Source organism: Streptomyces sp. NPDC006339, from assembly GCF_040612775.1.
Taxonomy (GTDB): domain Bacteria; phylum Actinomycetota; class Actinomycetes; order Streptomycetales; family Streptomycetaceae; genus Streptomyces.
In genome coordinates this window covers 22585-47415 of sequence record NZ_JBEXQW010000044.1, presented here as the reverse complement: position 1 = coordinate 47415, position 24831 = coordinate 22585, and the positions used below count along the sequence as shown (strand labels likewise).

Here is a 24831-nt window from a genome sequence, read left to right as displayed (position 1 = left end):
GCGGAGGAAACCCGCAAGTGCGTCCAGATCACCCCCAGGAGCCCCGCATGAACGCTGTCCCGCAGGAGCGGCGCGTCGTCACCGCCATCCCCGGCCCGAAGTCGCAGGAGCTTCAGGCCCGCCGTCTCGAGGCGGTCGCCGGTGGCGTGGGCTCGGTGCTGCCCGTGTTCACCAAGCGGGCCGGCGGCGGCGTCATCGAGGACATCGACGGCAACCTGCTGATCGACTTCGGCTCCGGCATCGCCGTGACCTCGGTCGGCGCCTCCGCCGAGGCCGTGGTGCGCCGCGCCTCCGCCCAGCTCGCGGACTTCACCCACACCTGTTTCATGGTCACGCCGTACGAGGGTTACGTCGAGGTCTGCGAGGCCCTCGCCGAGCTGACCCCGGGCGACCACGCCAAGAAGTCCGCGCTGTTCAACTCGGGCGCCGAGGCCGTCGAGAACGCGGTCAAGATCGCCCGTTCGTACACCAAGCGCCAGGCCGTCGTCGTCTTCGACCACGGCTACCACGGCCGCACCAACCTCACCATGGCGCTGACGGCGAAGAACATGCCGTACAAGCACGGCTTCGGCCCGTTCGCCCCCGAGGTCTACCGCGTGCCGGTCGCCTACGGCTACCGCTGGCCCACCGGCCCGGAGAACTGCGGCCCCGAGGCCGCCGCCCAGGCCATCGACCAGATCACCAAGCAGATCGGCGCCGAGAACGTCGCCGCGATCATCATCGAGCCGGTGCTCGGCGAGGGCGGCTTCATCGAGCCGGCCAAGGGCTTCCTGCCGGCGATCGTGAAGTTCGCCAACGACAACGGCATCGTCTTCGTCGCCGACGAGATCCAGTCCGGCTTCTGCCGCACCGGCCAGTGGTTCGCCTGCGAGGACGAGGGCATCGTCCCGGACCTCATCACGACCGCCAAGGGCATCGCGGGCGGTCTGCCGCTCGCCGCCGTCACCGGCCGCGCCGAGATCATGGACTCCGTCCACGGCGGCGGCCTCGGCGGCACCTACGGCGGCAACCCGGTCGCGTGCGCCGGTGCGCTCGGCGCCATCGAGACCATGAAGGAGCTCGACCTCAACGGCAAGGCCAAGCGCATCGAGGAGGTCATGAAGGGCCGCCTCGCCGCCATGCAGGAGAAGTACGAGATCATCGGCGACATCCGCGGCCGCGGCGCCATGATCGCCATCGAGCTGGTCAAGGACCCGGCGACCAAGGAGCCGAACCCGGAGGCCGCCGGCGCGCTCGCCAAGGCATGCCACGCCGAGGGCGTCCTCGTCCTCACCTGCGGCACCTACGGCAACGTGCTGCGCTTCCTCCCGCCGCTGGTCATCGGCGAGGACCTCCTCAACGAGGGTCTGGACGTCATCGAGGCCGCACTGGCCCGTATCTGACGATCGCGGCACCACTTCTGACACCCTGTGTGAAGAAGCTGTGGGGGGCCGATGGCGGGATGGCGATCCGGCTGTCGGTCCCCCTTCCTCGTGCCGTACGGTTTCCGCAGATGAGAGAAACACCCCGGGCGGAGCCTCCCCAGCCCCGCCCACACCGTGCCTTCGCGCACACCGCTGGAGCCCTGGGCTCCGGAACTCCTCACCGATCGGATGGCCGCCCGCCCCACACCCCCCGGGGCGCGCGGCAGCCCGGTCACGGCGACCGCCCCGGAACCACCCCCCCTGTTCCGGGGCGGTCGGCTGTCTTCTGGGCCCTCGTCGTCCTCGCCGTCAGCACCTGGCAGGTCCTGGTCCACGGCCCCCTCGCCCGCCTCGACGAGCGCCTCTCCCGCACCCTGGTGGACACGGTCCCGCGCCCGCTCTCCGAGCTCGCCTCCGACCTCGGCAACCTCACCGTCGCCGTGCCGGTCCTGGCCTGCGCGATGGCGTACGCGGCCTGGCGCGGCCGCCGGGCCGCCGCCCTCCTCGCGGGCCTGGCCATGACCCTCGTGCCGCTCCTGGTCGTCCCCCTCAAGGCATGGACGGCCCGCCCCGGCCCCCTCGAACCGTGGGCCCACGGCTACTTCCCTTCGGGCCACACCGCGACGGCGATGGTCGCCTACTTCGGCGCGGCCCTCCTCCTCTCCCGCCGCCTGCTCCCGGTCGCCGCCGCCCTCACCGCGCTCACGGCCACCGGCCTGGTCCTGCGCGGCTTCCACTGGCCCCTGGACGTCCTGGCCTCGATCGCCCTGTGCCTGCCCCTGCTGCGCTGGCCGGTGTACGCCGCGCGGTACGGTCGCGTCGCCCCGCCCGCGACACCCGCACCGGAGAAGAGATGACGATCCACCGGCCCGGCCTCCCGACCGACCTGCCCGACCCCGACGTCCTGTGGACGCGCTGGGCCCTGGCCGCCGTCGTGCAGGCCACCACCGAGGCGGAGGGCGCCGGCGTCCACCGGACCGGCGTCTGGATCGACGACGAGGGTCTGCACCTCGACGACTGCGGCTGCACCTGGTGGACCTTCTCCCGGACGGGCGAGGGCCGTTACGTGCTGTTCGGCGAGGACGAGTCGAGCGGCTGCAAGTGGTACGAGCCGCCGGTGGACATGCTGGCGGGCGGCCCGGACTGGCTCCCGTACGAGGAGCTGCGCGACCGGCTCGCGGGGAACGAGCTGGGCTGCGTCTACTGGTACGAGGACGGCGCCTGGGCCCGTGCCCCGTACCCGGAGGACCTCGACGACGACGGCCTGGACTGCGGGATGAGCCGGTTCGCCGTCCGGGCCGAGGCCCTGGGCCTGCTGGCCGACCACGTGGCGTACGACCGTCCGGCGGCGGAGCTCCTCATGACCGCCGCCGAAGGGCACCGCCTGACGCCGGAGTTGCTCGCGGCGCACGTCGTGGCGGAGGACCGCGGCGACCCGGACCTTCCGGCGATGGTCCGGGCGCTGCGGCGTACGGGTCTCGACCGGGAGGCCGCGGCCGGTCAGCTCCAGGCGTAGGCGTCGAAGTTCCGGCTGAACTCCTGCTGGTGGAAGCGGTCCCAGTTGATGGACCAGGTCATCAGGCCGCGCAGGGCGGGCCAGGTGCCGTGGGTGCGGTAGGTGCCGCAGTTCGTCTTCCTCGTCAGGCAGTCGAGGGCCTTGTTCACCTCGGCGGGCGGGGTGTGGCCGTTGCCGGCCTGGGGGGAGGCGGGGAGGCCGATGGCGACCTGGTCGGGGCGGAGGGCGGGGAAGACGCGGGTGGTGTCGCCGGCGACGGGGAAGCCGGTGAGGAGCATGTCGGTCATGGCGATGTGGAAGTCGGCGCCGCCCATGGAGTGGTACTGGTTGTCGAGGCCCATGACGGGGCCGGAGTTGTAGTCCTGGACGTGGAGCAGGGTGAGGTCGTCGCGCAGGGCGTGGATGACCGGGAGGTAGGCGCCGGCGCGGGGGTCCTGGCCGCCCCAGGGGCCGGAGCCGTAGTACTGATGGCCGAGCTGGACGAAGAAGGTCTCCGGCGCCATCGTCAGCACGAAGTCCTCGCCGTACCGGGCCTTGAGGGTCTTCAGGGCCGCGACGAGGTTCACGATGACCGGGCTGGTCGGGTGGCGGAAGTCGGTGTCGCCGGTCTGGAGCGACAGCGAGTGGCCCTCGAAGTCGATGTCGAGGCCGTCGAGACCGTACTCGTCGATGATCTTCGACACGGAGGTGACGAAGGCGTCGCGGGCGGCGGTGGTGGAGAGCTGGACCTGGCCGTTCTGGCCGCCGATGGAGATGAGGACCTTCTTGCCGGCGGCCTGCTTGGCCTTGATGGCGGCCTTGAAGTCGGCGGCGGACTCGACGCCGGGGCATTCGGTCGCCGGACAGAGCCGGAAGCGGATGTCGCCGGAGGTGACCGAGGTGGGTTCGCCGAAGGCGAGGTTGATGACGTCCCAGGAGTCGGGGACGTCGGCCATGCGCAGGTAGCCGGAGCCGTTGGCGAAGCTCGCGTGGAGGTAGCCGACGAGGGCGTGGGCGGGCAGGCCGCCGCCGGGGTCACCGCCGCCGGTCGCGGTGGTGGCGGCGACGGCGGTGGAGAGGGCGGACTCGCCCGCGCTGTTGGCCGCCGCCACCTGGAAGCGGTACGAGGTGCCGGCCGCCAGCCCGGTGGCGGTGTACGCGGTGGTGGTGACGGTCGCGGCGAGGCCGCCGTCCCTGTACACCTTGTACGAGGTCGCGCCGGGGACCGCGGGCCAGGTCAGCGGCACCGAGGAGGAGGTCGGGGAGCCGGCCGCGAGGCCGGTGGGGGTGGCCGGTACGGCGACGGGATCGCCGCCGGGGCCGAGGAGGGACAGGTCGTCGGCGACGTAGGCGCCGGTGCCGTACCAGCCGTGCGTGTAGACCGTGACGGAGGTGGTGGAGGCGCCGGTGGTGAAGGTCGTGGCGAGCCGCTGCCAGTCGGGGGCGGCCTGGGTCCAGGTGGAGACGTCGGTGGTGCCGGTGCCGGAGGCGCCGAGGTACACGTAGGTGCCGCGCACCCAGCCGCTCAGCGTGTAGGTGGAGTTCGGCCGCACGGGCACGGTTTGCGCGCAGCGGGCGTTGTCGCCGCCGGCGGGGGTGGCCTGGAGTGCCTTCGTCCCGCTGTGCACGGGTGAGGGGACGACGGCCCCGCTGCCGGCCGTACAGCTCCAGCCGTCCAGGCCGGACTCGAAGCCGCCGTTGCGGGCGAGTTCGGTGTCGGCGGCCTGCGCCAGGGGGGTGAGCGCCGTGAGGCCGCCGGCGGCGAGCACGCCCGCGAGCAGAAGGGTGAGGGGTCGGGTGCGGTCCACAACTGCCTCCGGGGATGGGGGAATCGAGGTGGCGCGCGCCACAGCATGGTCCAGACCAATCAGGTGGTCAAGACCTCTGACCGCGCCCCGGCCCCGGGCAGCCGGCCGCCCGCGTCTCAGGTGTCTCCCGGTCCCCGCTCCTCCCCCGCCAGCCGTCCCGCCGCCTCGTGCATGGCGAGTTCGAGGAGCGCGGCGTCGGTGAGCGTGCCCGCCGCGTCGGGGGCCACCAGCCAGCGCACCCCGCCGCCGGTGGCCCGTCCCGGGTAGGGGACGACGATCCAGGTCCCGGCGCCGGCGCTGCGCACTCCGGTGCCCAGCCAGCGGGTGGCGGTGCCCGGCGGTACGAAGAAGCCCATCCGGGCGTCGCCGAAGTCGGTCAGGACCGGGCCGGGCCGGTCCACGAGCCGGGTCAGCACGTCCAGGGTGGGGTAGCCGAGCTCGGCCGGCAGGATCAGCACGTCCCACCGCCGGCCGGCGGGCAGCAGCGCGACGCCGTGCGGGTTGCGCTCCCACTCCCAGCGGCAGGCGTCGGGATCCGGCGCGACCGAGGCGAGCCACTCCACCGCGGTCCTGGCCTCCGGAGCGCCCGAGTCCGACCCCGTACCCGTCCCCGTATCCGTCATCGCCACAGCCCTCTCTCTCCGTGTGGACCCGCGGTCGCGGTGTCCGTACGGAGAGAGAGGGCCGCCCCGCGCCTATGACGCGGGTTCCCCCCTCCTGGAGTGTGACCTGTGTCACACTCCACGGGATCAACTGTCGAAGCCGAGCCCCAGCCGGTCCATCGTCTTCAGCCACAGGTTGCGCCGCCCGCCGTTCGCGTCGGCGCGGGCCAGCGACCACTTGGTGAGCCCGATGCCGGCCCAGGCGATCGGCTCCGGCGGGAACGGCAGCGGCTTGGAGCGGACCATCTCCAGCCGCGTCCGCTCGGTCCGCTCCCCCGCCAGCAGGTCCAGCATCACGTCCGCGCCGAAGCGCGTGGCGCCCACGCCGAGACCCGTGTAGCCGGCCGCGTACGCCACCTTGCCCTGGTGCGCGGTGCCGAAGAAGGCCGAGAAGCGCGCGCAGGTGTCGATCGCCCCGCCCCAGGCGTGGCTGAAGCGCAGACCCTCGAGCTGCGGGAAGCAGGTGAAGAAGTGCTGGGCGAGCTTGAGGTACGTCTCGGGGCGGTGGTCCATCTCGGCGGCCACCTTGCCGCCGAAACGGTAGACCGCGTCGTAACCGCCCCACAGGATGCGGTGGTCCGCGGTGATCCGGAAGTAGTGGAACTGGTTGGCGGAGTCGCCGAGGCCCTGCCGGTTCTTCCAGCCCACCGACGCCAGTTGCTCCTCGCTCAGCGGCTCGGTCATCAGCGCGTAGTCGTACACCGGGACGACGTAGTGCCGCACCCGCTTGACCAGCGACGGGAAGACGTTGGTGCCGAGGGCGACCCGGCGGGCCGCGACCCGGCCGTACGGGGTGCGCACGGCCATGCCGCCGCCCGCGCCGCCCGCCGAGACCAGGTCGAGCGCCGGGGTGTTCTCGAAGATCCGCACCCCGAGGTCCAGACAGGCCCGCTTGAGGCCCCAGGCCAGCTTCGCCGGGTGCAGCATGGCCACGCCGCGGCGGTCCCACAGACCGCCCTGGAAGGTGGGCGAGTCGACCTCGGCGCGCACCGCGTCGCGGTCCAGGAGCGTGAGGCCGCCGGCGAGACCGAGCCGGTCGGCCTGCTCGTACCACTCGTGCAGCTCGTCGAGCTGGTACGCCTCGGTGGCCACGTCGATCTCGCCGGTGCGCTCGAAGTCGCAGTCCAGGGAGTAGCGGGCGACGGTCTCCTCGATGGCGTCGAGGTTCCGCTCGCCCATCCGCTCCAGGGTCGCGAGCTCCCCCGGCCAGCGGGCCAGGCCGTTGCCGAAGCCGTGGGTCAGGGAGGCGGCGCAGAAGCCGCCGTTGCGGCCCGAGGCGGCCCAGCCCACCTCGCGGCCTTCGATCAGGACGACATCCCGGGAGGGGTCGCGCTCCTTGGCGAGGAGCGCGGTCCACAGTCCGCTGTAGCCGCCGCCGACCACGAGCAGGTCGCACCGCTCGGTGCCGGTGAGGGCGGGCAGGGCTCCGGGCTTGCCGGGGTCTTCCAGCCAGAAGGGGACGGGCTGGGCGTCGGAGAGAGATTGTGCAGCGAGACGCATGGCGACTGGGGCCATGGTTTCCAACTCCTTCGGTGCCCGACCGGCGGTCGGTCAGGCCGTTGCTGTTTTCCTGCGCCGGTTCGAGATGATCTGGCCGGCCACGACGATCACCACCGCGAGGACGAACATCGCGGTGCCGATCACGTTGATCTGGACGGGGGTTCCGCGCTGCGCCGAGCCCCAGACGAACATGGGGAAGGTCACGGTGGAGCCCGCGTTGAAGTTGGTGATGATGAAGTCGTCGAACGACAGCGCGAAGGCGAGCAGGCCACCGGCGGCGATGCCGGGCGCGGCGATCGGCAGGGTCACCCGCAGGAAGGTCTGCACGGGACCCGCGTACAGGTCGCGGGCCGCCTCCTCCAGGCGCGGGTCCATGGACATCACGCGCGCCTTGACCGCCGTCACGACGAACGACAGGCAGAACATGATGTGGGCGATCAGGACCGTCCAGAAGCCCAGCTCCGCCCCCATGTTGAGGAACAGGGTGAGCAGCGAGGCGGCCATGACGACCTCGGGCATCGCCATCGGCAGGAAGATCAGCGAGTTGATCGCGCCGCGCGCCTTGAAGCGGTAGCGGACAAGCGCGAAGGCGATCATCGTGCCGAGGACGAGCGCGCCGGCCGTCGCCCACGCGGCGAGCTGGAGCGAGAGGGTGAGCGACGCGCACAGGTCGGCGACCCCGCAGGGGTCCTTCCAGGCGTCCAGCGAGAACTGCTGCCAGGCGTAGTTGAAGCGCCCGTTGGGCTTGTTGAAGGAGAACGCCATGACGACGACGTTCGGCAGGATCATGTACGCGAGCGTGAGCAGGCCCGCGAGGGCCACCAGGTTCTTCCGAAGCCACTGCATCAGACCAGGTCCTCCGTTCCCGCGCGGCGGATGTAGACGGTGACCATGAGCAGCACGATCGCCATGAGGATGAACGACAGGGCGGCGGCCGTCGGGTAGTCGAGGACCCGCAGGAACTGCGACTGGATGACGTTGCCGACCATCTTGGTGTCGGTCGAGCCGAGGAGTTCGGCGTTGACGTAGTCGCCGCTCGCCGGGATGAAGGTGAGCAGCGTGCCGGAGACGACGCCGGGCATCGACAGCGGGAAGGTCACCTTGCGGAAGGTGGTCGCCGGGGAGGCGTAGAGGTCCTTGGCGGCCTCGTGCAGCCGGCCGTCGATCCGCTCCAGGGAGGTGTACAGCGGCAGGATCATGAACGGCAGGAAGTTGTACGTCAGACCGCAGACCACCGCCATGGGGGTGGCGAGGACCCGCTCGCCCTCGGTCCAGCCGAGCCAGCTCGTGACGTCGAGGACGTGGAGGGCGTTGAGCACGTCCACCACGACGCTGTCGTCGGCGAGGATCGTCTTCCACGCCAGCGTGCGGATTAGGAAGCTGGTGAAGAACGGCGCGATGACGAGCACCAGCAGGAGGTTGCGCCAGCGGCCGGCCTTGAAGGCGATCAGGTACGCCAGCGGGTAGCCGAGCAGCAGACACAGCAGGGTCGCCGTGCCCGCGTACAGCAGCGAGCGGACGAACTGCGGCCAGTACTCGTGGAAGGCGTCCCAGTAGGTCCGGAAGTGCCAGGTGACCTCGAAGCCCTTCTCCAGGGAGCCGGTCTGCACGGAGGTCGACGCCTGGTAGACCATCGGCAGCGCGAAGAAGACGAGCAGCCAGACGATGCCGGGCAGCAGCAGCCAGTACGGGACCAGCCGCCTGCGTGCGGAGGGCTTGCGCAGCACCGGCTCCTCGGCCGGCGGCGCGTCCTTCGTCAGCGTCGCGCTCACAGCGAGTCCTCCACCGTCTCCACACCCGCGTCGATGTCCTGGGCGGCGTCGAGGCCGAAGGTGTGCGCCGGGTTCCAGTGCAGGACGACCTGGGCGCCGGGCACCAGGCGCGTGTCGCGCTCGATGTTCTGCTCGTAGACCTGGAGTTCCGCGCCGGCCGGCGAGTTCACCACGTACTGCGTGGAGACGCCGATGAAGGAGGAGTCGACGATCCGGCCGGTGACCCGGTTGCGGCCCTCGGCGATCTCCCCGGCGTCGTCGGCGTGCGCCAGCGAGATCTTCTCGGGCCGTACGCCCACCAGCACCTTCTCCCCCGCGCGGACGGCGGAGGCGCAGCGCTCGGCCGGCACGCGCAGCCTGCCGCCGCCGGCGGTGACGACGACCTGGTCGCCGGTCTCGGCGACCTCGGCCTCGATCAGGTTGGAGGTGCCGAGGAAGTTCGCGACGAACGTCGTCCTCGGGTTCTCGTACAGGTCGGCGGGGGCGCCGAGCTGCTCGACCCGGCCGCCGTTCATCACCGCGACCTGGTCGGCCATGGTCATGGCCTCCTCCTGGTCGTGGGTGACGTGCACGAAGGTGATGCCCACCTCGGTCTGGATGCGCTTGAGCTCCAGTTGCATCTGGCGGCGCAGCTTCAGGTCGAGGGCGCCGAGCGGCTCGTCGAGCAGCAGCACCTGCGGGTGGTTGATGAGGGCGCGGGCCACGGCGACGCGCTGCTGCTGGCCGCCGGAGAGCTGGTGCGGCTTGTGCCGGGCCTTGTCGCCGAGCTGGACCAGCTCCAGCATCTCGTCGACCTGCTTCTTCACCGACTTGATGCCGCGCCGGCGCAGGCCGAAGGCGATGTTCTCGGAGATGTCCATGTGCGGGAAGAGCGCGTAGGACTGGAAGACGGTGTTCACGGGCCGCTTGTACGGCGGCAGTGCCGTCACGTCCCGGTCGCCGAGGAAGACGCTGCCCGTCGTGGGGTCCTCGAGGCCGGCGATCATCCGCAGGGTGGTGGTCTTGCCGCAGCCGGAGGCGCCGAGCAGGGCGAAGAAGGAGCCCTGCGGGACGGTCAGGTCGAGCGGGTGGACGGCGGTGAAGGAGCCGTAGGTCTTGCTGATGCCGGTGAGACGGACGTCGCCGCCGGTTGTGTTGTCAGTCATGGAGGGATTCCCGGTGTTCGTTCAGGTAAGGGACGACGGCCTCAGGCACCGATGAGCTTGGCGAACTTCTCCTCGTACGCGGTCTCCTCCGCGCTGCTGAGCGAGCGGAAGGCGCGCGACTTCGCCGCCATCGCCTTGTCCGGGAGGATCAGCGTGTTGCTCGCCAGCGCCGGGTCGATCTTGGCGAGTTCGTCCTTCACCCCGTCGACCGGGCAGACGTAGTTGATGTAGGCGGCCAGTTGGGCGGCGACCGGGAGCTCGTAGTAGTAGTCGATGAGCTTCTCGGCGTTGGTCTTGTGCCGGGCCTGCGCCGGGACCAGCAGGTTGTCGCTGGAGGTGATGTAGCCGGCGGCCGGGATGGCGAACTTGATGTCCGGGTTGTCGGCCTGGAGCTGGATGACGTCACCGGCCCACGCGAGACAGGCCGCCAGGTCGCCCTTGTCGAGGTCGGAGGTGTAGTCGTTGCCGGTGAAGCGGCGGATCTGCTTCCGGTCGACGCCCTTCTGCAGCCGGCCGACCGCCGCGTCGAAGTCGGCGTCCGTGAAGGAGCCGGGGTCCTTGCCCATGTCGATGAGGGTCATGCCCACCGAGTCCCGCATCTCCGTCAGGAAGCCGACCCGTCCCTTCAGCGCGGGGTCGTCCAGCATCTGGGAGACCGAGTCGACCTTCTTCCCGCCGGTCGCCTTGCTGTTGTAGGCGATGACGGTCGAGATGCCGGTCCAGGGGTACGAGTAGGCCCGGCCGGGGTCCCAGTCGGGGCGCCGGAACTGGGCGGACAGGTTGGCGTACGCGTGCGGGAGGTTCGCCGGGTCGAGCTTCTGCGCCCAGCCGAGCCGGATGATGCGGGCGGCCAGCCAGTCCGTCACGCAGATCAGGTCGCGTCCGGTGTCCTGGCCGGCCGCGAGCTGCGGTTTGATCTTCCCGAAGAACTCGACGTTGTCGTTGATGTCCTCGGTGTACTTGACCTTGATCCCGGTCCGCTTGGTGAACGCCTCCAGGGTCGGACGCGTCTTCTCGTCCTCGCTGACGTCCATGTACTCGGTCCAGTTGGAGAAGGCGAGCGTCTTCTCCTTGGCCGAGAAGTCCGTGGACGCCGGGCCTTCGCCCTCCCGCTTGGCGGGCGGGATGCCACAGGCGCTCAGGCCGGCGAGGCCGCCGACGGTGAGCGCGCCGACGCCTCCGGCCCGCAGCATCGAACGGCGGGTGAGGGCGCCCCGGCCGCTCGTCAGGCTGCGCCGCATCGCGGCCACCTGCGCCGCGGACAGGCTGTCGGGCTCGTACTGCTCCATGCGCTGTGCCCTTTCGGGATGGTTTCGCCGCTGGTCGGACGGCTGTGGCTGGCTATCGGTCCCCGAAGATCGTGCGGTGCCAGTCCTTCGCGGCGACCGCGGTGTTGTCGTACATCACATGCTTGACCTGCGTGTACTCCTCGAAGGAGTACGCGGACATGTCCTTTCCGAAGCCGGACGCCTTGTAGCCGCCGTGGGGCATCTCGCTGATGATCGGGATGTGGTCGTTGACCCACACACAGCCGGCCTTGATCTCACGGGTGGCCCGGTTCGCCCGGTAGACGTCCCGGCTCCAGGCGGAGGCGGCGAGCCCGTACGGGGTGTCGTTGGCGAGCCGGATGCCCTCGTCGTCGCCGTCGAAGGGCAGGGCCACCAGGACCGGCCCGAAGATCTCCGACTGCACGACCTCGCTGTCCTGCGGGGCGCCGGTGATCAGGGTGGGCCGATAATACGCACCCTCCTCGAGCGCGCCACCGGGGGCTTCGCCTCCGGTGACGACGGTCGCGTACGCCCGCGCCCGCTCGACGAAGCCGGCCACCCGGTCCCGCTGGACATGGCTGATGAGCGGCCCGAGATCGGTCGTGCCGTCGAACGGGTCCCCGACCCGCACGGTCTCCATCAGCTCCGCGACCCGCGCGACGAAGGCGTCGAACAGCGGGCGCTGCACATAGGCCCGGGTGGCGGCGGTGCAGTCCTGCCCGCTGTTGATCAGCGAGGCGGCGACCGCCCCCTGGGCGGCGGCCTCCAGGTCGGCGTCGTCGAAGACGACGAAGGGGGCCTTGCCGCCGAGTTCCAGGTGCAGCCGCTTCACCGTCGCGGTCGCGATCTCCGCGACCCGCTTGCCCACGCCCGTGGACCCGGTGAACGAGGTCATGGCCACGTCCGGGTGCCCGACCAGATGCTCACCGGCGACCCGGCCGGCCCCCGTGACCACGTTGACGACGCCGTCCGGGATGCCGGCCTCCTTCGCCGCCTGAGCGAACATCAGGGAGGTCAGCGGCGTCAGCTCGGCCGGCTTCAGGACGATGGTGTTGCCCGCGGCGATCGCCGGCAGGATCTTCCACGCCGCCATCTGCAGCGGATAGTTCCACGGGGCGATGGAGCCCACGACGCCGATGGCCTCCCGCCGGACGTACGAGGTGTGGTCCCCGCTGTACTCCCCCGCCGACTGGCCCTGGAGGTGCCGGGCGGCACCGGCGAAGAAGGCGGTGTTGTCCACCGTCCCCGGCACGTCGAACTCGGTGGTGAGCTTCAGCGGCTTGCCGCACTGGAGGGACTCCACCCGGGCGAAGTCCTCCGCCCGCTCGGCCAGCACACCGGCGAGCCGGTGCAGCGCGTCGGACCGCTCGCCCGGGGTGGCCCCCGCCCACGCGGGGAACGCCTCCTTGGCGGCGGCGACGGCCTCGTCGACATCGGCGGCGGAGGCCAGCGCGTACGTGAGGACGCTCTCCCCGGTCGCCGGGTCGATCACGCTGTGGTCCTGCCCCGAGGTGCCGGCCCGAAGCCGCCCTCCGATGTACTGCGCGCCGTCCGCGAAGCGATCCGACACCTGGAAGCGGTTGCCCATGACGCTCTCCGTTGTTCCAGTTCGAGTTGAGTGCCGATCCTGACAGAGGCCCCCAGGCCCAACAAGTGATTCCGTTGTTGCCTTTTGGTTACGCGACGGAATCGGTCGAGCAATGTGTCGAGGTCGGCGGGAAATTGCCGTACGGACTGTCCGTGGCACCTGACAAGCTGCCATGCATGAAGGATCTCGACACACTGAAACGGCAGGTCAGCGCCGGAGCGAAGCTCAAATGGCTGCACTTCTGGGGCCACCGTCCGCGCCCCGACGGGCAGCTCTCGGCGAGCTGTCTGAGCCAGTGGTGGCCGTCCCCCTTCGAGGTGGAGGGGGTGTGCTACGCGACGGCCGAGCACTGGATGATGGCGCGCAAGGCCCGGCTCTTCGGGGACCCGGAGGCGGAGGCGGCGGCCCTCGCCGCGCCCACCCCGGCGCAGGCGAAGAACGCCGGCCGCCTGGTCCGCGGCTTCGACGAGGCGGTCTGGGAGCGGGAGCGCTTCGAGATCGTCGTCGCGGGCAGCGTGCACAAGTTCTCGGCCGAGCCGCTGCGCTCGTTCCTGCTGGGAACGGGCTCCCGCGTCCTCGTCGAGGCGAGCCCCCTGGACCGCGTCTGGGGCATCGGGCTGGCCGCGGACGATCCGCGGGCCTTCGACCCCGAGCGGTGGCGCGGCCTCAACCTGCTCGGCTTCGCGCTGATGGAGGCGCGGGCGAGGCTGCGGGAGACGGGAGCGGGGGACGTGCGGGGGGCCGCGGCCACCGGAGCGGCCCCCGTGGCGGGCTGACGCCGGTCGGTCAGCGAGGGGCGGAGGAGACGGTGAGGCTGGTCGCCCAGGGGTCCTCGGAGTCGTCGAAGGCGTCCGGGTCGTTGGCGACGGCCCAGATGATGAAGCCCAGGAAGGCGGCGCTGACCAGCGTGCCGACGGCGCCGAGCACGATGCCCGCGATGGCCATGCCCCGGTTGGTGGCCTCGCCCCGGTTGGCCTTCTTCAGGCCGATGATGCCGAAGATCAGCGCCAGGATGCCGAGGACCGCGCCGAGCCCGTAGAAGCAGAAGCCCGCCACGGCGATGATGCCGAGGACCATGGCGGCCGTTCCCATGCCGTTGGCGGGGGTCTGCTGCCAGCCCGGCTGACCGTAGCCGCTGCCGTACGCGGGATATCCCGGGGCCGCCGGATAGCCGTAGCCCGTCCCGGCGCCCATCCCCGGACCCGCTCCCAGCCCCGGCTGGGGCGCGGCCGGCTGCGTCGGGTAGCCGAAGGAGCCGCCCGAGGTGCCCGGCGCGGCCGGCGGGGGCGGGAGTTCGACGCCGGACGCCATGGTCGGCTGGTCGTGCACCGGCGACCCGGCCGCACCCGACGGACCCGGCGCACCGGGCGTACCGGGCGTCCCCGTCGGGCCGGACGCACCCGGCGCCGCCCCGCCCGTCGCCCCCTTGCTCAGTTCGACGCCGTCCTGGTTCGGCGGAGCCCACGGGTCCACCGGCTGGTCGCTGTTCTCAGACATGGGCCTCCCCCATCGTGGTCACGCCATGCTACGACCTCACGCTTCCGGGGGAACGGCCCGGCCTACGATGACCTGATGACCGACCTGCATTCCTTCATCGCCGGGCTCCCGAAGGCCGAGCTGCACGTCCACCACGTGGGCTCCGCCTCGCCGCGGATCGTCGCCGAGCTGGCCGCCCGCCACCCGGACTCCAAGGTCCCGACGGACCCGGAGGCCCTGGCCGACTACTTCACGTTCACGGACTTCGCCCACTTCATCGAGGTGTATCTGTCGGTCGTGGACCTGGTGCGGACCCCGGAGGACGTGCGGCTGCTGACCTTCGAGGTCGCCCGGGACATGGCCCGCCAGAACATCCGCTACGCGGAGCTGACGATCACCCCGTACAGCTCGACCCGGCGCGGCATCGACGAGCGCGCGTTCATGGCGGCGATCGAGGACGCCCGGAAGGCGGCCGAGGCGGAGCTCGGCGTGATCCTGCGCTGGTGCTTCGACATCCCGGGTGAGGCGGGTCTGGAGGCGGCGGAGGAGACGGCGCGCCTCGCGGTCGACCTGCGGCCGGAGGGCCTGGTGTCGTTCGGTCTGGGCGGCCCGGAGATCGGTGTGCCGCGTCCGCAGTTCAAGCCGTACTTCGACCGGGCCCGGGCGGCCGGTCTGCGCTCGGTGCCGCACGCGGGCGAGACGACGGGCCCGGAGACGGTGTGGGACGCCCTGCGCCAACTGGGCGCCGAGCGGATCGGCCACGGCACGAGCTCCGTCCAGGACCCCGAGCTCCTGGCGTATCTGGCCGAGCACCGGATCGCGCTGGAGGTCTGTCCGACCTCGAACATCGCGACCCGGGCGGTGGAGCGCCTGGAGGACCACCCGCTCCGGCGGATGGTGGAGGCGGGGGTGCTGGTGACGATCAACAGCGACGACCCGCCGATGTTCGGCACGGACCTGAACAACGAGTACGCGGTGGCGGCGCGGCTGCTCGGCCTGGACGAGCGGGGTCTTGCGGCGCTCGCGAAGAACGCGGTGGAGGCGTCGTTCCTGGACGAGGCGGGGAAGGCGCGCCTGGCCGAGGAGATCGACACGTACACGGAGCGGTGGCTGTCGGCGTAGCCGTCAGCAGAATGGGGGGCATGGCCTCCATGACCCCCCGCCCCCCGTCCGCCGCCCCCGCCCCGTCCCTCACCGTGGTGGCGCACCGCGGCGACCCGTACCGCGTCCGGGAGAACACGGTCCCTTCGATCCTGTCGGCGCTCGCGCGGGGCGCGGACGCGGTGGAGGTGGACGTGCGGCTGACGAAGGACGGGGTGCCGGTCCTGCTGCACGACGATTCGCTGAAGCGGCTGTGGGGACAGGACCGGCCGCTGGCGTCGCTCACCGTCGCGCGGCTGAAGGAGCTGACGGACGGCGGGGTGCCGACGCTGCGGGAGGCGCTGCTCGCCGCGGGGGCGCACCGGTTGATGCTGGATCTGCCGGGCGGGGACGAGGGTTCGGTGCGCACGGTCGTCGGCACGGTCCGGGAGTGCGGGGCGGCGGAGCGGGTCTTCTACTGCGCGGGGGGTGTGGCGATGCTCCACGTGCGGGCGGCGGATCCGCGTGCGGAGATCGCGCTGACCTGGAACTCGCTGGCGCCGCCGCGCCCCGTGCTGCTGGACGCGGTGCGGCCGCGCTGGCTGAACTACCGCTTCGGGCTGGCGAGTCGGGAGCTGGTGGAGCGGGTGCACCGGGACGGACTGCTGGTGTCCGTGTGGACACCGGACACGAAGCGGTCCATGCGTAAGCTGATCGGGAACGGGGTCGATTCGATCACGACCAATCGCGTCGACGCCTTGGCCGCCGTCCTCCGAAAGGCCCGTCGATGACCGACCTGCCCCCGCCCGAGCACCTCGACGACCGCATCCGCACCGACATCGCGCACAACGCCCGGGTGTGGAACTACTGGCTGGGCGGCAAGGACAACTACCCGGTGGACCGGGCGGTCGGCGACCAGGTGACGGCGTTCCACCCGAGCATCGGGGCGGTGGCGCGCGCGGACCGGGCGTTCCTCGGCCGTGCGGTGACCCATCTGGCGGGCGAGCGGGGGGTGCGCCAGTTCCTGGACATCGGCACGGGGCTGCCGACGGCCGACAACACCCACGAGGTGGCGCAGCGGGTGGCGCCGGACGTCCGGATCGTCTACGTCGATAACGACCCGATCGTCCTGACGCACGCGCGCGCCCTGCTGACGGGGACGCCGGAGGGCGTCACGGAGTACGTGGACGCGGACGCGCACGCCCCGGAGAAGATCCTGGCGCAGGCGGCGCGGACGCTGGACCTCTCGCGGCCGGTCGCGGTGCTGATGCTGGGCATCCTCAACTTCGTCCTGGACACGGACGAGGCCCGCTCGATCGTGCGGACCCTGATGGACGCGGTGCCGTCCGGCAGTTTCCTGGTGCTCACCCACCCGACGTACGACGCCGACCTGGGCGGCGAGGCGAACGTGGCGGCGATGGAGTTCTGGAACGCCCACGCGACCCCGCCGATCACGGCCCGCGGCCGCGCCGAGTTCGCCTCCTTCCTGGACGGGCTGGACCTGCTGGAGCCGGGCATCGTGTCGTGCGCGCGCTGGCGCGCGCCGGAGGCGGCCGAGGTCGCGCAGTTCGGTGCGGTGGGCCGCAAGCCGTAATGGGAGGAGGGGGACGGATACCGGGGGTGCGGGAGGTACGGGCCTGGGGCGCGGCGAACCCGTGGGCGGTGGACATCGGGATCGCGCTGCTCGTGCAGGCGGCGATGACGATGCCGTTCGTGGTGCCGCGCCCGCCGGAACTGGAGCCGGCGACCTGGCCGGCGTACGGGCTCAGCACCCTGACCGTCGTGCCCCTGGTGTGGCGCCGCCGGGCGCCGTTGGCCGTCCTGCTGGCGATCCTGGCGACGAGCGGCCTGTACCGGCTGGCCCTCGAGGGGCCGGGGCAGCCGCTGCCGTACACGGGGCTGGTCAGCCTCTACACGATCGCGGTGCTGTCGCCGGCCCGGAAGCGGCTGGCGGCGGCGCTGCTCGTCGCGCTGGCCGTGCCGGTGTCGGTGTGGCTGAACACCCGGTCGATGCGCGAACTGACCTTCTCGCTCTTCGTGTTCGGGGCCGCGTACGTCTTCGGGCGGCTGACCGATGCCCGGCAGCGGGCGCACCGGGTGGAGGCGGAGCAGGCGGCGGCCCGGGAACGGGCCCGGATCGCCCGGGAGATGCACGACATCCTGTCGCACGCGGTGAGCCTGATGGTGGTGCAGGCGGAGGCGGGTCCGGTGGCGGTGCGGGCGGCGCCGGAGCGGGCGGAGGCCGCCTTCGAGGCGATCTCGGAGACCGGCCGGGACGCGATGGTCCAACTGCGGCGGATGCTGGGCGTGTTGCGCGAGGAGGAGCAGGCGGCGCGGGCGGCGCCCCGGGAGCCGCAGCCCGATGTGGGCGCGCTGCCCGAGCTGGTCCGGCGGGTGCGGGCCGGGGGGCTTGACGTGCGGTACGGGACGGCCGGCGCGGTGCGCCCGCTGCCGGCGGCGACGGGGGCGACCGTCTTCCGGATCGCCCAGGAGGGGCTGACGAACGTGGTCAGGCACGCGCGGGCGGCCTCGGCGTCGGTGCTGGTGGTGTACGGGGAGGACGAGGTGGAGGTCCGGGTGACGGACGACGGGCACGGCCCGCGGCCGGGCCGGTCCGGCGGTCACGGCCTGGTGGGCGTACGGGAGCGGGCCGCGGCCCACGGCGGTACGGCCTGGTCCGGGCCCGGCCCGGACGGCAGGGGCTTCGAGCTGCGGGCGGTGCTCCCGCTGTCGGAGCCGCGCGCGGGACGGGAGGTGGGGACGTCATGACGATCCGTGTGGTGGTGGCGGACGACCAGGAGCTGGTGCGCAGCGGTTTCGCGCTGATCCTGGACGTCCAGGAGGACATCGAGGTGGTCGCGGAGGCGGGGGACGGTGCGGCGGCGGTCGCCGCGGTGCGCCGGCACTCCCCCGACGTGGCGCTCCTCGACATCCGGATGCCGGTGATGGACGGCATCGAGGCGTGCCGGACGATCAGCGCCGCGTCGGCGTGCCGGACGGTGATCCTGACGACCTTCGACACCGACGAGTACGTGTACGAGGCGCTGCACGCGGGGGCCAGCGGCTTTCTGCTGAAGGACGTGCGGCGGGACGATCTGGTGCACGCGGTGCGGGTGGTGGCGGCGGGCGAGGCGCTGCTGGCCCCGTCGGTGGCGCGGCGGCTGGTGGAGCAGTACACCTCGGGCGGCCCGCGGCGGACCGATCCGCGTCTCGACGCGCTGACGGTGCGGGAGCGGGAGACGCTGCTGCTGCTCGCGCGGGGCCTGTCGAACGCGGAGATCGCGGCGGAGCTGGTGGTGAGCGACCACACGGTGAAGACGCATGTGGGCAACGTGCTCGCGAAGCTGGGCCTTCGCGACCGGATCCAGGCGGTGATCTGCGCGTACGAGACGGGTCTGGTCACGGCGGGCGGTGTTCCCCCGGCCGGGGGAGGCCGGGCGGCGGGCGCCTCCCCCGCGTGGGCGAGGAACTGACCGGGCGAGGACCGCCGGTGCGGGCGATCCGCGGATCGCCGCTGGTCAGCAGGATGGAGCCGTCGAGAACAACGGCTTCTACCGATGGAGTTGACCATGCGGAAGTCCACCCGCGTCCTGCTCGCCACGGCCCTGGCCCTGGGGGTGTCGGCCGGCCCGGTGCTCACTCCGGCGTTCGCCGGCGGCCCGGCGGCCGTGTCCCGCTCGTCGTCGAGCCCCGCCCCGGACCTGAGCGGGGTGATCGCGGGGCTGCCGAGCGCCGACGCAACGGCCGCGCTGGTGCGGATCGGCGGCACGGAGGGGGTGTGGCAGGGCGCTGCGGGGGTGCGGGATCTGGAGTCGAGGGGCCCGGCGGATCCGTCGGCGCGCTTCCGGGCCGGTTCGGTGACGAAGGTGTTCACGGCGGCGACCGTGCTGGGGCTGGCCGCCGAGGGCCGGATCGACCTGGACCGCTCGGCCCGCTCGTATCTGCCGGAGCTGATCCCGGGCCGGTACGCGACGGTGACGGTCCGCCAGTTGCTGAACCACACGCACGGCATCCCGGCAGCGGACTTCCCGGGGACCACCGTGGAGGAGTGGTACGCGCACCGCTTCGACGTGCACCGTCCGGAGGACATCGTCCGGTCGGCGACGGCGAAGCCGCGCGAGTTCCGGCCGGGGACGCGGCAGCACTACCTGAACATCGGCTACACGATCGCCGGCCTGATCGTGGAGCGGGTGACGGGGGACTCGTTCGAGCGGCAGGTGGAGCGGCGGATCCTGCGTCCGCTGGGGCTGCGGGACACGTACCTTCCGGGCGGGGACCCGCGGATCGCGGGGCCGTACAACCACGGCTACCAGACGATGCGGCTCGACGACGGGACGACCGGGCTGCGGGACGTGTCGGTGTGGGGCACGACGGACGGCTGGGCGGCCGGTGATCTGATCTCCACGACGGCGGACCTGGAGCGGTTCACGCGGGCCCTGTTCGCGGGGGCGGTGGTGCGCGGACCGCTCCTGGAGGAGATGTTCACGCTGCCGAAGGTGCCGGACTTCAAGACCGGCGATCCGGCCGCGTACTCGGTGGGGCTGTCGATGAAGAGGCTGGGCGGGCGCGAGGTGTGGGGCAAGACGGGTGGCCGCTGGGGTTACAACGCGGCCATCGCCTCGACCCGCCGTGGTGAGCGGACCCTGGTCTACAGCGTCAACTCGACGGACGCGAAGGGCCAGGACATGAACAAGGTGGCCCTCGGCATCATGCTGGCGACGTACGGCCTGCCGTCGGAGTGACGGGCTCGCGGGGGGTGTCCGCGGTCGCCGCCTCCAGGCGCCTGATCAGCCGGTGGACGGCGAGCAGGGGCAGGATCCCGATGACGCCGAACGACATGTCGATCACCGACCACCAGAAGGGGATGCCTCGGATCGGCCCGCAGATCAGGGCGAGCGGGATGATCCCGGCGCAGGCGATCATCCCGAAGTGGACGACCCAGATGTTGCGTACGGGGTCGCGGTAGGGCCCGTAGAAGGCGACGGCGATGACGAGGTGGGCGAAGGCCAGCCAGTCGGTGCCGTACAGCAGGAAGGGGTACCGGGCGTCGGCGGCGTCGAGGCCCTCCCGGACCCGCCCGATCCACTCCGCCAGTCCGGGGAAGAGGTCGGCGACCGGGGCGGCCCAGGACGTCAGGGCGCCCTCGGCCAGGTGGAGTTCGGTGACCAGCGGAAAGGCGGTGGCGCCGCTGAGCACCAGGCAGACGATGAAGACGACCAGCCACACGCGGATGCGCTTGAGAAGGGCTCTCGGCCCGTTCGTGTCGTTCATGAGGGCAGCCTACGCCCCTCATGAACGCGTTCAAAAACGGGTCAGGGCGCGGGCCGCGGCATGCGAGAGGACCGTCGCCCCGGCCGCCACCGCCAGCCCGGCGACCACGTCCCGGGCCCGGGTCGGCCGCAGCACCCCGGCCCGCCGCAGCCGGCCCCGCGCCCAGAGGGTGAAGGGGACGACGATCAGGGGCGAGGTGGCCGAGCCGGGCGTCCAGCCGCGAACGGCGGCCGCCTGCGCGAGGTGCACGAGCCCGTGCAGACCGAAGCCGTTCAACGCCCCCTGGTAGAAGGCGGACCGGCCGCCGCTGCGCCGCCCGGCGACGGCGGCCGAGCCGACGATCACGGCCATCACCGCGACGGCGGCGCGGAACTCGCGGTCGTCGACCCGGCCGGCCGCCGTCCACACCGCCTCCGGCACGTCGGGGAAGCGCGCCCGCAACCGGGGCAGGTTGTCCCGCAGCCAGCGCGGCCCGAAGGCCACCTCCTCGGCGTCGTGCAGAGCCCAGGCGGCGAGGAGTCCGTAGGTGACGAGGGCGTCAGGGGCGGTGTCCATACCCCGGCAACTCGTGGCCCGCCGAGGGAGTTCCGGCATCCGCCGGACAACGGGCGCGGCCCCGGCCCCCTGCCTGAGCAGGGTGCCGGGGCCGCGTCGGGCGGGCCGGAGGGCCGGGGCGTCAGCCCAGGGAGGTCATCACGTGCTTGATGCGCGTGTAGTCCTCGAAGCCGTACGCCGACAGGTCCTTGCCGTAACCGGACTTCTTGTAGCCGCCGTGGGGCATCTCGGCGACCAGCGGGATGTGGGTGTTGATCCACACACAGCCGAAGTCGAGCGCCTTGGACATGCGCATCGCGCGGGCGTGGTCCTTGGTCCAGACGGAGGAGGCCAGGGCGTACTCGACGCCGTTGGCGAACTCCAGGGCCTGGGCCTCGTCCGCGAAGGACTGGACCGTGATGACCGGGCCGAAGACCTCGTTCTGGACGATCTCGTCGTCCTGCTTGAGGCCGGAGACGACGGTCGGGGCGTAGAAGTAGCCCTTGTCGCCGACGCGGTGGCCGCCGGCCTCGACCTTGGCGTGGGCCGGGAGGCGGTCGATGAAGCCGGCCACCTGCTTGAGCTGGTTGGCGTTGTTCAGCGGGCCGTACAGCACGTCCTCGTCGTCCGGCTGACCGGTCTTGGTCTCCGCCGCGGCCTTGGCCAGGGCGGCCACGAACTCGTCGTGGATGGACTCGTGCACCAGGACGCGGGTCGCGGCGGTGCAGTCCTGGCCGGCGTTGAAGAAGCCGGCGACCGAGATGTCCTCGACGGCCTTCTCGATGTCGGTGTCCTCGAAGACGACGACCGGGGCCTTGCCGCCCAGCTCCAGGTGGACGCGCTTGACGTCCTTGGAGGCCGACTCGGCGACCTGCATGCCGGCGCGGACCGAGCCGGTGATGGAGGCCATCGCCGGGGTCGGGTGCTCGACCATGGCCCGGCCGGTCTCACGGTCGCCGCACAGGACGTTGAAGACGCCCTTGGGGACGATCGAGCCGATGATCTCGGCCATCAGGACGGTCGACGCCGGGGTCGTGTCCGAGGGCTTGAGGACGACCGTGTTGCCCGCGGCGAGGGCCGGGGCGAACTTCCACACGGCCATCATCATCGGGTAGTTCCACGGCGCGACCTGGGCACACACACCCACCGGCTCGCGGCGGATGATCGAGGTCATGCCCTCCATGTACTCGCCGGCGGACTTGCCCTCCAGCATCCGGGCGGCACCCGCGAAGAAGCGGATCTGGTCCACCATCGGCGGGATCTCCTCGCTCGCGGTGAGGGCGACCGGCTTGCCGGTGTTCTCGACCTCGGCGGCGATCAGGTCCTCGGCGCGCTCCTCGAAGGCGTCCGCGATCTTCAGGAGGACCTTCTGGCGCTCGGCGGGCGTGGTGTCACGCCATGCGGGGAAGGCGGCCGCGGCGGCCTCCATGGCGGCGTCGACGTCGGCCTGGCCGGACAGCGGGGAGGTGGCGTACACCTCACCGGTGGCCGGGTTGATCACGTCGATCGTGCGGCCGTCGGCCGCGTCCCGGAACTCCCCGTTGATGTAGTTGCGCAGCCGGCGCAGCTCGGTGGTCACTTGCCACCCCTCCTGTCACGTTCTGTCTCCGCACCTCGTCGTGCGGTGTCCCGATGGGCGAGACACCCCAGGGTAATCGGTTCACTGACGCTTTCAACAGCCCCGACCGCCCCGAACTTCGGATTCAGTAAGATCGAGAGCCTTGAACAACGGATTTCATCACTCTGGGGTTGCGAGACAGACGAGGTTCGGTGCACAGTGAAGGTGTGGCCAGTCAAAGCACGCACCAAAGAACCGGAAGCGGTTCGTCCCCGACGATCGACGCCGTCTCCCTGGCGATCATCGAACAGCTCCAGGAGGACGGTCGCCGTCCCTACGCCGCCATCGGCAAGGCCGTCGGCCTGTCCGAGGCGGCCGTACGGCAGCGCGTCCAGAAGCTGCTCGACCAGGGCGTCATGCAGATCGTCGCCGTCACCGACCCGCTCACCGTGGGATTCCGGCGGCAGGCGATGGTCGGCATCAACGTCGAGGGTGACCTGGATCCGGTTGCGGACGCCCTGACGGCCATGGCCGAATGCGAGTACGTGGTGATGACCGCCGGCTCCTTCGACCTCATGGTGGAGATCGTCTGCGAGGACGACGACCACCTCCTGGATGTGATCAACAAACGCATCCGCACCCTCCCCGGGGTGCGCTCCACCGAGAGCTTCGTCTACCTGAAGCTCAAGAAGCAGACCTATATGTGGGGAACCCGATAGCCGTGAGCAAGGACCTCTCCAAGACCGCCTACGACCACCTGTGGATGCACTTCACCCGCATGTCGTCGTACGAGAACAACCCCGTCCCCACCATCGTCCGCGGTGAGGGCACCTACATCTACGACGACAAGGGCCGCAAGTACCTCGACGGCCTCGCCGGCCTCTTCGTGGTCCAGGCCGGTCACGGCCGCACCGAGCTCGCCGAGACCGCCGCCCGGCAGGCCAAGGAGCTCGCCTTCTTCCCGGTGTGGTCCTACGCCCACCCGAAGGCCGTCGAGCTGGCCGAGCGTCTCGCCAACGAGGCCCCGGGCGACCTCAACAAGGTGTTCTTCACCACCGGTGGCGGCGAAGCCGTCGAGACCGCCTGGAAGCTCGCCAAGCAGTACTTCAAGCTGGTCGGCAAGCCCACCAAGTACAAGGTCATCTCGCGCGCGGTCGCCTACCACGGCACCCCGCAGGGAGCCCTGTCGATCACCGGCCTGCCCGGCCTGAAGGCCCCCTTCGAGCCGCTGGTCCCCGGCGCGCACAAGGTGCCGAACACCAACATCTACCGCGCGCCGCTGTTCGGCGACGACCCCGAGGCTTTCGGCCGCTGGGCCGCCGACCAGATCGAGCAGCAGATCCTCTTCGAGGGCCCCGACACCGTCGCCGCCGTCTTCCTGGAGCCGGTGCAGAACGCCGGCGGCTGCTTCCCGCCGCCGCCCGGGTACTTCAAGCGGGTCCGCGAGATCTGCGACCAGTACGACGTGCTGCTCGTCTCCGACGAGGTCATCTGCGCCTTCGGCCGCCTCGGCACCACCTTCGCCTGCGACAAGTTCGGCTACGTGCCGGACATGATCACCTGCGCGAAGGGCATGACCTCGGGCTACTCCCCGATCGGCGCCTGCATCATCTCGGACCGGCTCGCCGAGCCGTTCTACAAGGGCGACAACACCTTCCTGCACGGCTACACCTTCGGCGGCCACCCGGTCTCCGCGGCCGTCGGCATCGCCAACCTCGACATCTTCGAGAAGGAGAAGCTCAACCAGCACGTGCTGGACAACGAGGGCAACTTCCTCTCGACGCTGCAGAAGCTGCACGACCTGCCGATCGTCGGCGACGTCCGCGGCAACGGCTTCTTCTACGGCATCGAGCTCGTCAAGGACAAGGCCACCAAGGAGTCCTTCAACGACGAGGAGACCGAGCGCGTCCTGTACGGCTTCCTCTCCAAGGCGCTGTTCGACAACGGCCTGTACTGCCGTGCCGACGACCGTGGCGACCCGGTCATCCAGCTCGCTCCGCCGCTGATCTCGGACCAGTCCACCTTCGACGAGATCGAGGGAATCCTCCGCGCCACCCTCACCGAGGCGTGGACGAAGCTCTGACGGTCCCTCGGCCTCACGCCGCCCTCACGGCGTGACCCCGGCCCGGGCATGCCGCCATCCGAGTGGATGGCGGCGGCCCGGGCCGCGTGCTGTCCGTACAAACCGATCTGAATCCTTACGGTGCCGGGAAAAGCCCAGTGACCGACCGGCCCGCCCGTTCGTTCCCCCATCCAGGGGAACGACACGGA

The 24831-nt window shown here is 71.4% G+C and carries 24 protein-coding genes; 12 read left to right on the top strand and 12 right to left on the bottom strand.

Annotated elements, in window-relative coordinates; translation table 11 throughout:
• The first annotated feature begins 47 nt into the window (after positions 1 to 47).
• The 3 genes from gabT (at position 48) to ABZ135_RS29710 (ending at position 2919) form a co-directional block, all read left to right on the top strand.
• Positions 48 to 1382 carry a 4-aminobutyrate--2-oxoglutarate transaminase gene (gabT, locus tag ABZ135_RS29720; protein ID WP_356699902.1) on the top strand — a complete coding sequence of 445 codons (1335 nt, stop codon included), beginning with the start codon at positions 48 to 50 and terminating at the stop codon, positions 1380 to 1382.
• 110 nt (positions 1383 to 1492) lie between these two features.
• Complete coding sequence (locus tag ABZ135_RS29715; RefSeq protein WP_356699900.1) at positions 1493 to 2260, top strand: phosphatase PAP2 family protein; 768 nt, start codon at positions 1493 to 1495, stop codon at positions 2258 to 2260.
• Complete coding sequence (locus ABZ135_RS29710; protein WP_356699898.1) at positions 2257 to 2919, top strand: hypothetical protein; 663 nt, start codon at positions 2257 to 2259, stop codon at positions 2917 to 2919. The genes ABZ135_RS29715 and ABZ135_RS29710 overlap by 4 nt, the downstream gene beginning before the upstream one ends.
• Here the strand turns inward: ABZ135_RS29710 and ABZ135_RS29705 are convergent.
• The 8 genes from ABZ135_RS29705 to ABZ135_RS29670 all read right to left on the bottom strand — a co-directional run bounded on the left by ABZ135_RS29705 (position 2904) and on the right by ABZ135_RS29670 (position 12641).
• The gene (locus ABZ135_RS29705) at positions 2904 to 4706 is read right to left on the bottom strand and encodes a glycosyl hydrolase family 18 protein (protein WP_356699896.1); all 1803 of its coding nucleotides are present in this window, start codon (positions 4704 to 4706) and stop codon (positions 2904 to 2906) included. The genes ABZ135_RS29710 and ABZ135_RS29705 overlap by 16 nt on opposite strands.
• A 116-nt stretch (positions 4707 to 4822) precedes the next feature.
• A complete protein-coding gene (locus tag ABZ135_RS29700) occupies positions 4823 to 5329 on the bottom strand; it encodes a hypothetical protein (RefSeq protein ID WP_356699931.1) in 507 nt (168 codons plus the stop codon).
• A gap of 126 nt (positions 5330 to 5455) precedes the next feature.
• A complete protein-coding gene (locus tag ABZ135_RS29695) occupies positions 5456 to 6883 on the bottom strand; it encodes an FAD-binding oxidoreductase (protein ID WP_356699894.1) in 1428 nt (475 codons plus the stop codon).
• Between the two features lie 36 nt (positions 6884 to 6919).
• Complete coding sequence (locus ABZ135_RS29690; RefSeq protein ID WP_356699892.1) at positions 6920 to 7714, bottom strand: ABC transporter permease; 795 nt, start codon at positions 7712 to 7714, stop codon at positions 6920 to 6922.
• Positions 7714 to 8640, bottom strand: a complete 927-nt coding sequence (locus tag ABZ135_RS29685; protein ID WP_356699890.1) for an ABC transporter permease — start codon at positions 8638 to 8640, stop codon at positions 7714 to 7716. The genes ABZ135_RS29690 and ABZ135_RS29685 overlap by 1 nt, the downstream gene beginning before the upstream one ends.
• Positions 8637 to 9785: an ABC transporter ATP-binding protein gene (locus ABZ135_RS29680; RefSeq protein ID WP_356699889.1), complete on the bottom strand. Its 1149-nt coding sequence runs from the start codon at positions 9783 to 9785 to the stop codon at positions 8637 to 8639. Before ABZ135_RS29680 ends, ABZ135_RS29685 begins: the two co-directional genes overlap by 4 nt.
• A 41-nt stretch (positions 9786 to 9826) precedes the next feature.
• Positions 9827 to 11074 (bottom strand): spermidine/putrescine ABC transporter substrate-binding protein, encoded by a 1248-nt coding sequence (locus tag ABZ135_RS29675; RefSeq protein ID WP_356699887.1) that lies wholly within the window; start codon positions 11072 to 11074, stop codon positions 9827 to 9829.
• A gap of 52 nt (positions 11075 to 11126) precedes the next feature.
• On the bottom strand, positions 11127 to 12641 hold the full coding sequence (locus ABZ135_RS29670; protein ID WP_356699885.1) for a gamma-aminobutyraldehyde dehydrogenase: 1515 nt from the start codon (positions 12639 to 12641) through the stop codon (positions 11127 to 11129).
• A 176-nt stretch (positions 12642 to 12817) separates the two neighbouring features.
• On the opposite strand from ABZ135_RS29670, the gene ABZ135_RS29665 reads away from it, so the two are divergent.
• A complete protein-coding gene (locus ABZ135_RS29665; protein WP_356699883.1) occupies positions 12818 to 13417 on the top strand; it encodes an NADAR family protein in 600 nt (199 codons plus the stop codon).
• A 10-nt stretch (positions 13418 to 13427) separates the two neighbouring features.
• On the opposite strand, the gene ABZ135_RS29660 is transcribed toward ABZ135_RS29665, so the two are convergent.
• The gene (locus tag ABZ135_RS29660; RefSeq protein ID WP_356699881.1) at positions 13428 to 14138 is read right to left on the bottom strand and encodes a DUF4190 domain-containing protein; all 711 of its coding nucleotides are present in this window, start codon (positions 14136 to 14138) and stop codon (positions 13428 to 13430) included.
• A gap of 75 nt (positions 14139 to 14213) precedes the next feature.
• Between ABZ135_RS29660 and ABZ135_RS29655 the strand changes: the two genes are divergently transcribed.
• From ABZ135_RS29655 to ABZ135_RS29630, 6 genes are all read left to right on the top strand, one after another.
• On the top strand, positions 14214 to 15239 hold the full coding sequence (locus ABZ135_RS29655; protein ID WP_356699879.1) for an adenosine deaminase: 1026 nt from the start codon (positions 14214 to 14216) through the stop codon (positions 15237 to 15239).
• Positions 15240 to 15259: 20 nt separating this feature from the next.
• Complete coding sequence (locus ABZ135_RS29650) at positions 15260 to 15988, top strand: glycerophosphodiester phosphodiesterase (RefSeq protein WP_356699877.1); 729 nt, start codon at positions 15260 to 15262, stop codon at positions 15986 to 15988.
• Positions 15985 to 16791 (top strand): SAM-dependent methyltransferase, encoded by an 807-nt coding sequence (locus ABZ135_RS29645; protein WP_356699875.1) that lies wholly within the window; start codon positions 15985 to 15987, stop codon positions 16789 to 16791. Before ABZ135_RS29650 ends, ABZ135_RS29645 begins: the two co-directional genes overlap by 4 nt.
• 104 nt (positions 16792 to 16895) lie before the next feature.
• Positions 16896 to 17966 carry a histidine kinase gene (locus tag ABZ135_RS29640; protein WP_356699929.1) on the top strand — a complete coding sequence of 357 codons (1071 nt, stop codon included), beginning with the start codon at positions 16896 to 16898 and terminating at the stop codon, positions 17964 to 17966.
• On the top strand, positions 17963 to 18670 hold the full coding sequence (locus ABZ135_RS29635; RefSeq protein ID WP_356699873.1) for a response regulator transcription factor: 708 nt from the start codon (positions 17963 to 17965) through the stop codon (positions 18668 to 18670). Before ABZ135_RS29640 ends, ABZ135_RS29635 begins: the two co-directional genes overlap by 4 nt.
• A 96-nt stretch (positions 18671 to 18766) precedes the next feature.
• Positions 18767 to 19939 (top strand): serine hydrolase domain-containing protein, encoded by a 1173-nt coding sequence (locus tag ABZ135_RS29630; protein WP_356699871.1) that lies wholly within the window; start codon positions 18767 to 18769, stop codon positions 19937 to 19939.
• Here ABZ135_RS29630 and ABZ135_RS29625 read toward each other — a convergent pair.
• The 3 genes from ABZ135_RS29625 to ABZ135_RS29615 all read right to left on the bottom strand — a co-directional run bounded on the left by ABZ135_RS29625 (position 19905) and on the right by ABZ135_RS29615 (position 22581).
• Entirely contained in the window at positions 19905 to 20468 is a 564-nt protein-coding gene (locus tag ABZ135_RS29625; RefSeq protein ID WP_356699870.1) for a hypothetical protein, read from the bottom strand. The genes ABZ135_RS29630 and ABZ135_RS29625 overlap by 35 nt on opposite strands.
• 30 nt (positions 20469 to 20498) lie before the next feature.
• Positions 20499 to 21023, bottom strand: coding sequence for an HXXEE domain-containing protein (locus ABZ135_RS29620; RefSeq protein ID WP_356699868.1), 525 nt, complete (start codon positions 21021 to 21023; stop codon positions 20499 to 20501).
• Between the two features lie 121 nt (positions 21024 to 21144).
• Positions 21145 to 22581: a gamma-aminobutyraldehyde dehydrogenase gene (locus tag ABZ135_RS29615; protein WP_356699866.1), complete on the bottom strand. Its 1437-nt coding sequence runs from the start codon at positions 22579 to 22581 to the stop codon at positions 21145 to 21147.
• Between the two features lie 206 nt (positions 22582 to 22787).
• Between ABZ135_RS29615 and ABZ135_RS29610 the strand changes: the two genes are divergently transcribed.
• Both ABZ135_RS29610 and ABZ135_RS29605 read left to right on the top strand, forming a co-directional pair.
• The gene (locus ABZ135_RS29610; protein ID WP_356699864.1) at positions 22788 to 23279 is read left to right on the top strand and encodes an Lrp/AsnC family transcriptional regulator; all 492 of its coding nucleotides are present in this window, start codon (positions 22788 to 22790) and stop codon (positions 23277 to 23279) included.
• Positions 23264 to 24643 carry an aspartate aminotransferase family protein gene (locus ABZ135_RS29605; protein WP_356699862.1) on the top strand — a complete coding sequence of 460 codons (1380 nt, stop codon included), beginning with the start codon at positions 23264 to 23266 and terminating at the stop codon, positions 24641 to 24643. Before ABZ135_RS29610 ends, ABZ135_RS29605 begins: the two co-directional genes overlap by 16 nt.
• The last annotated feature ends 188 nt before the right edge of the window (positions 24644 to 24831 follow it).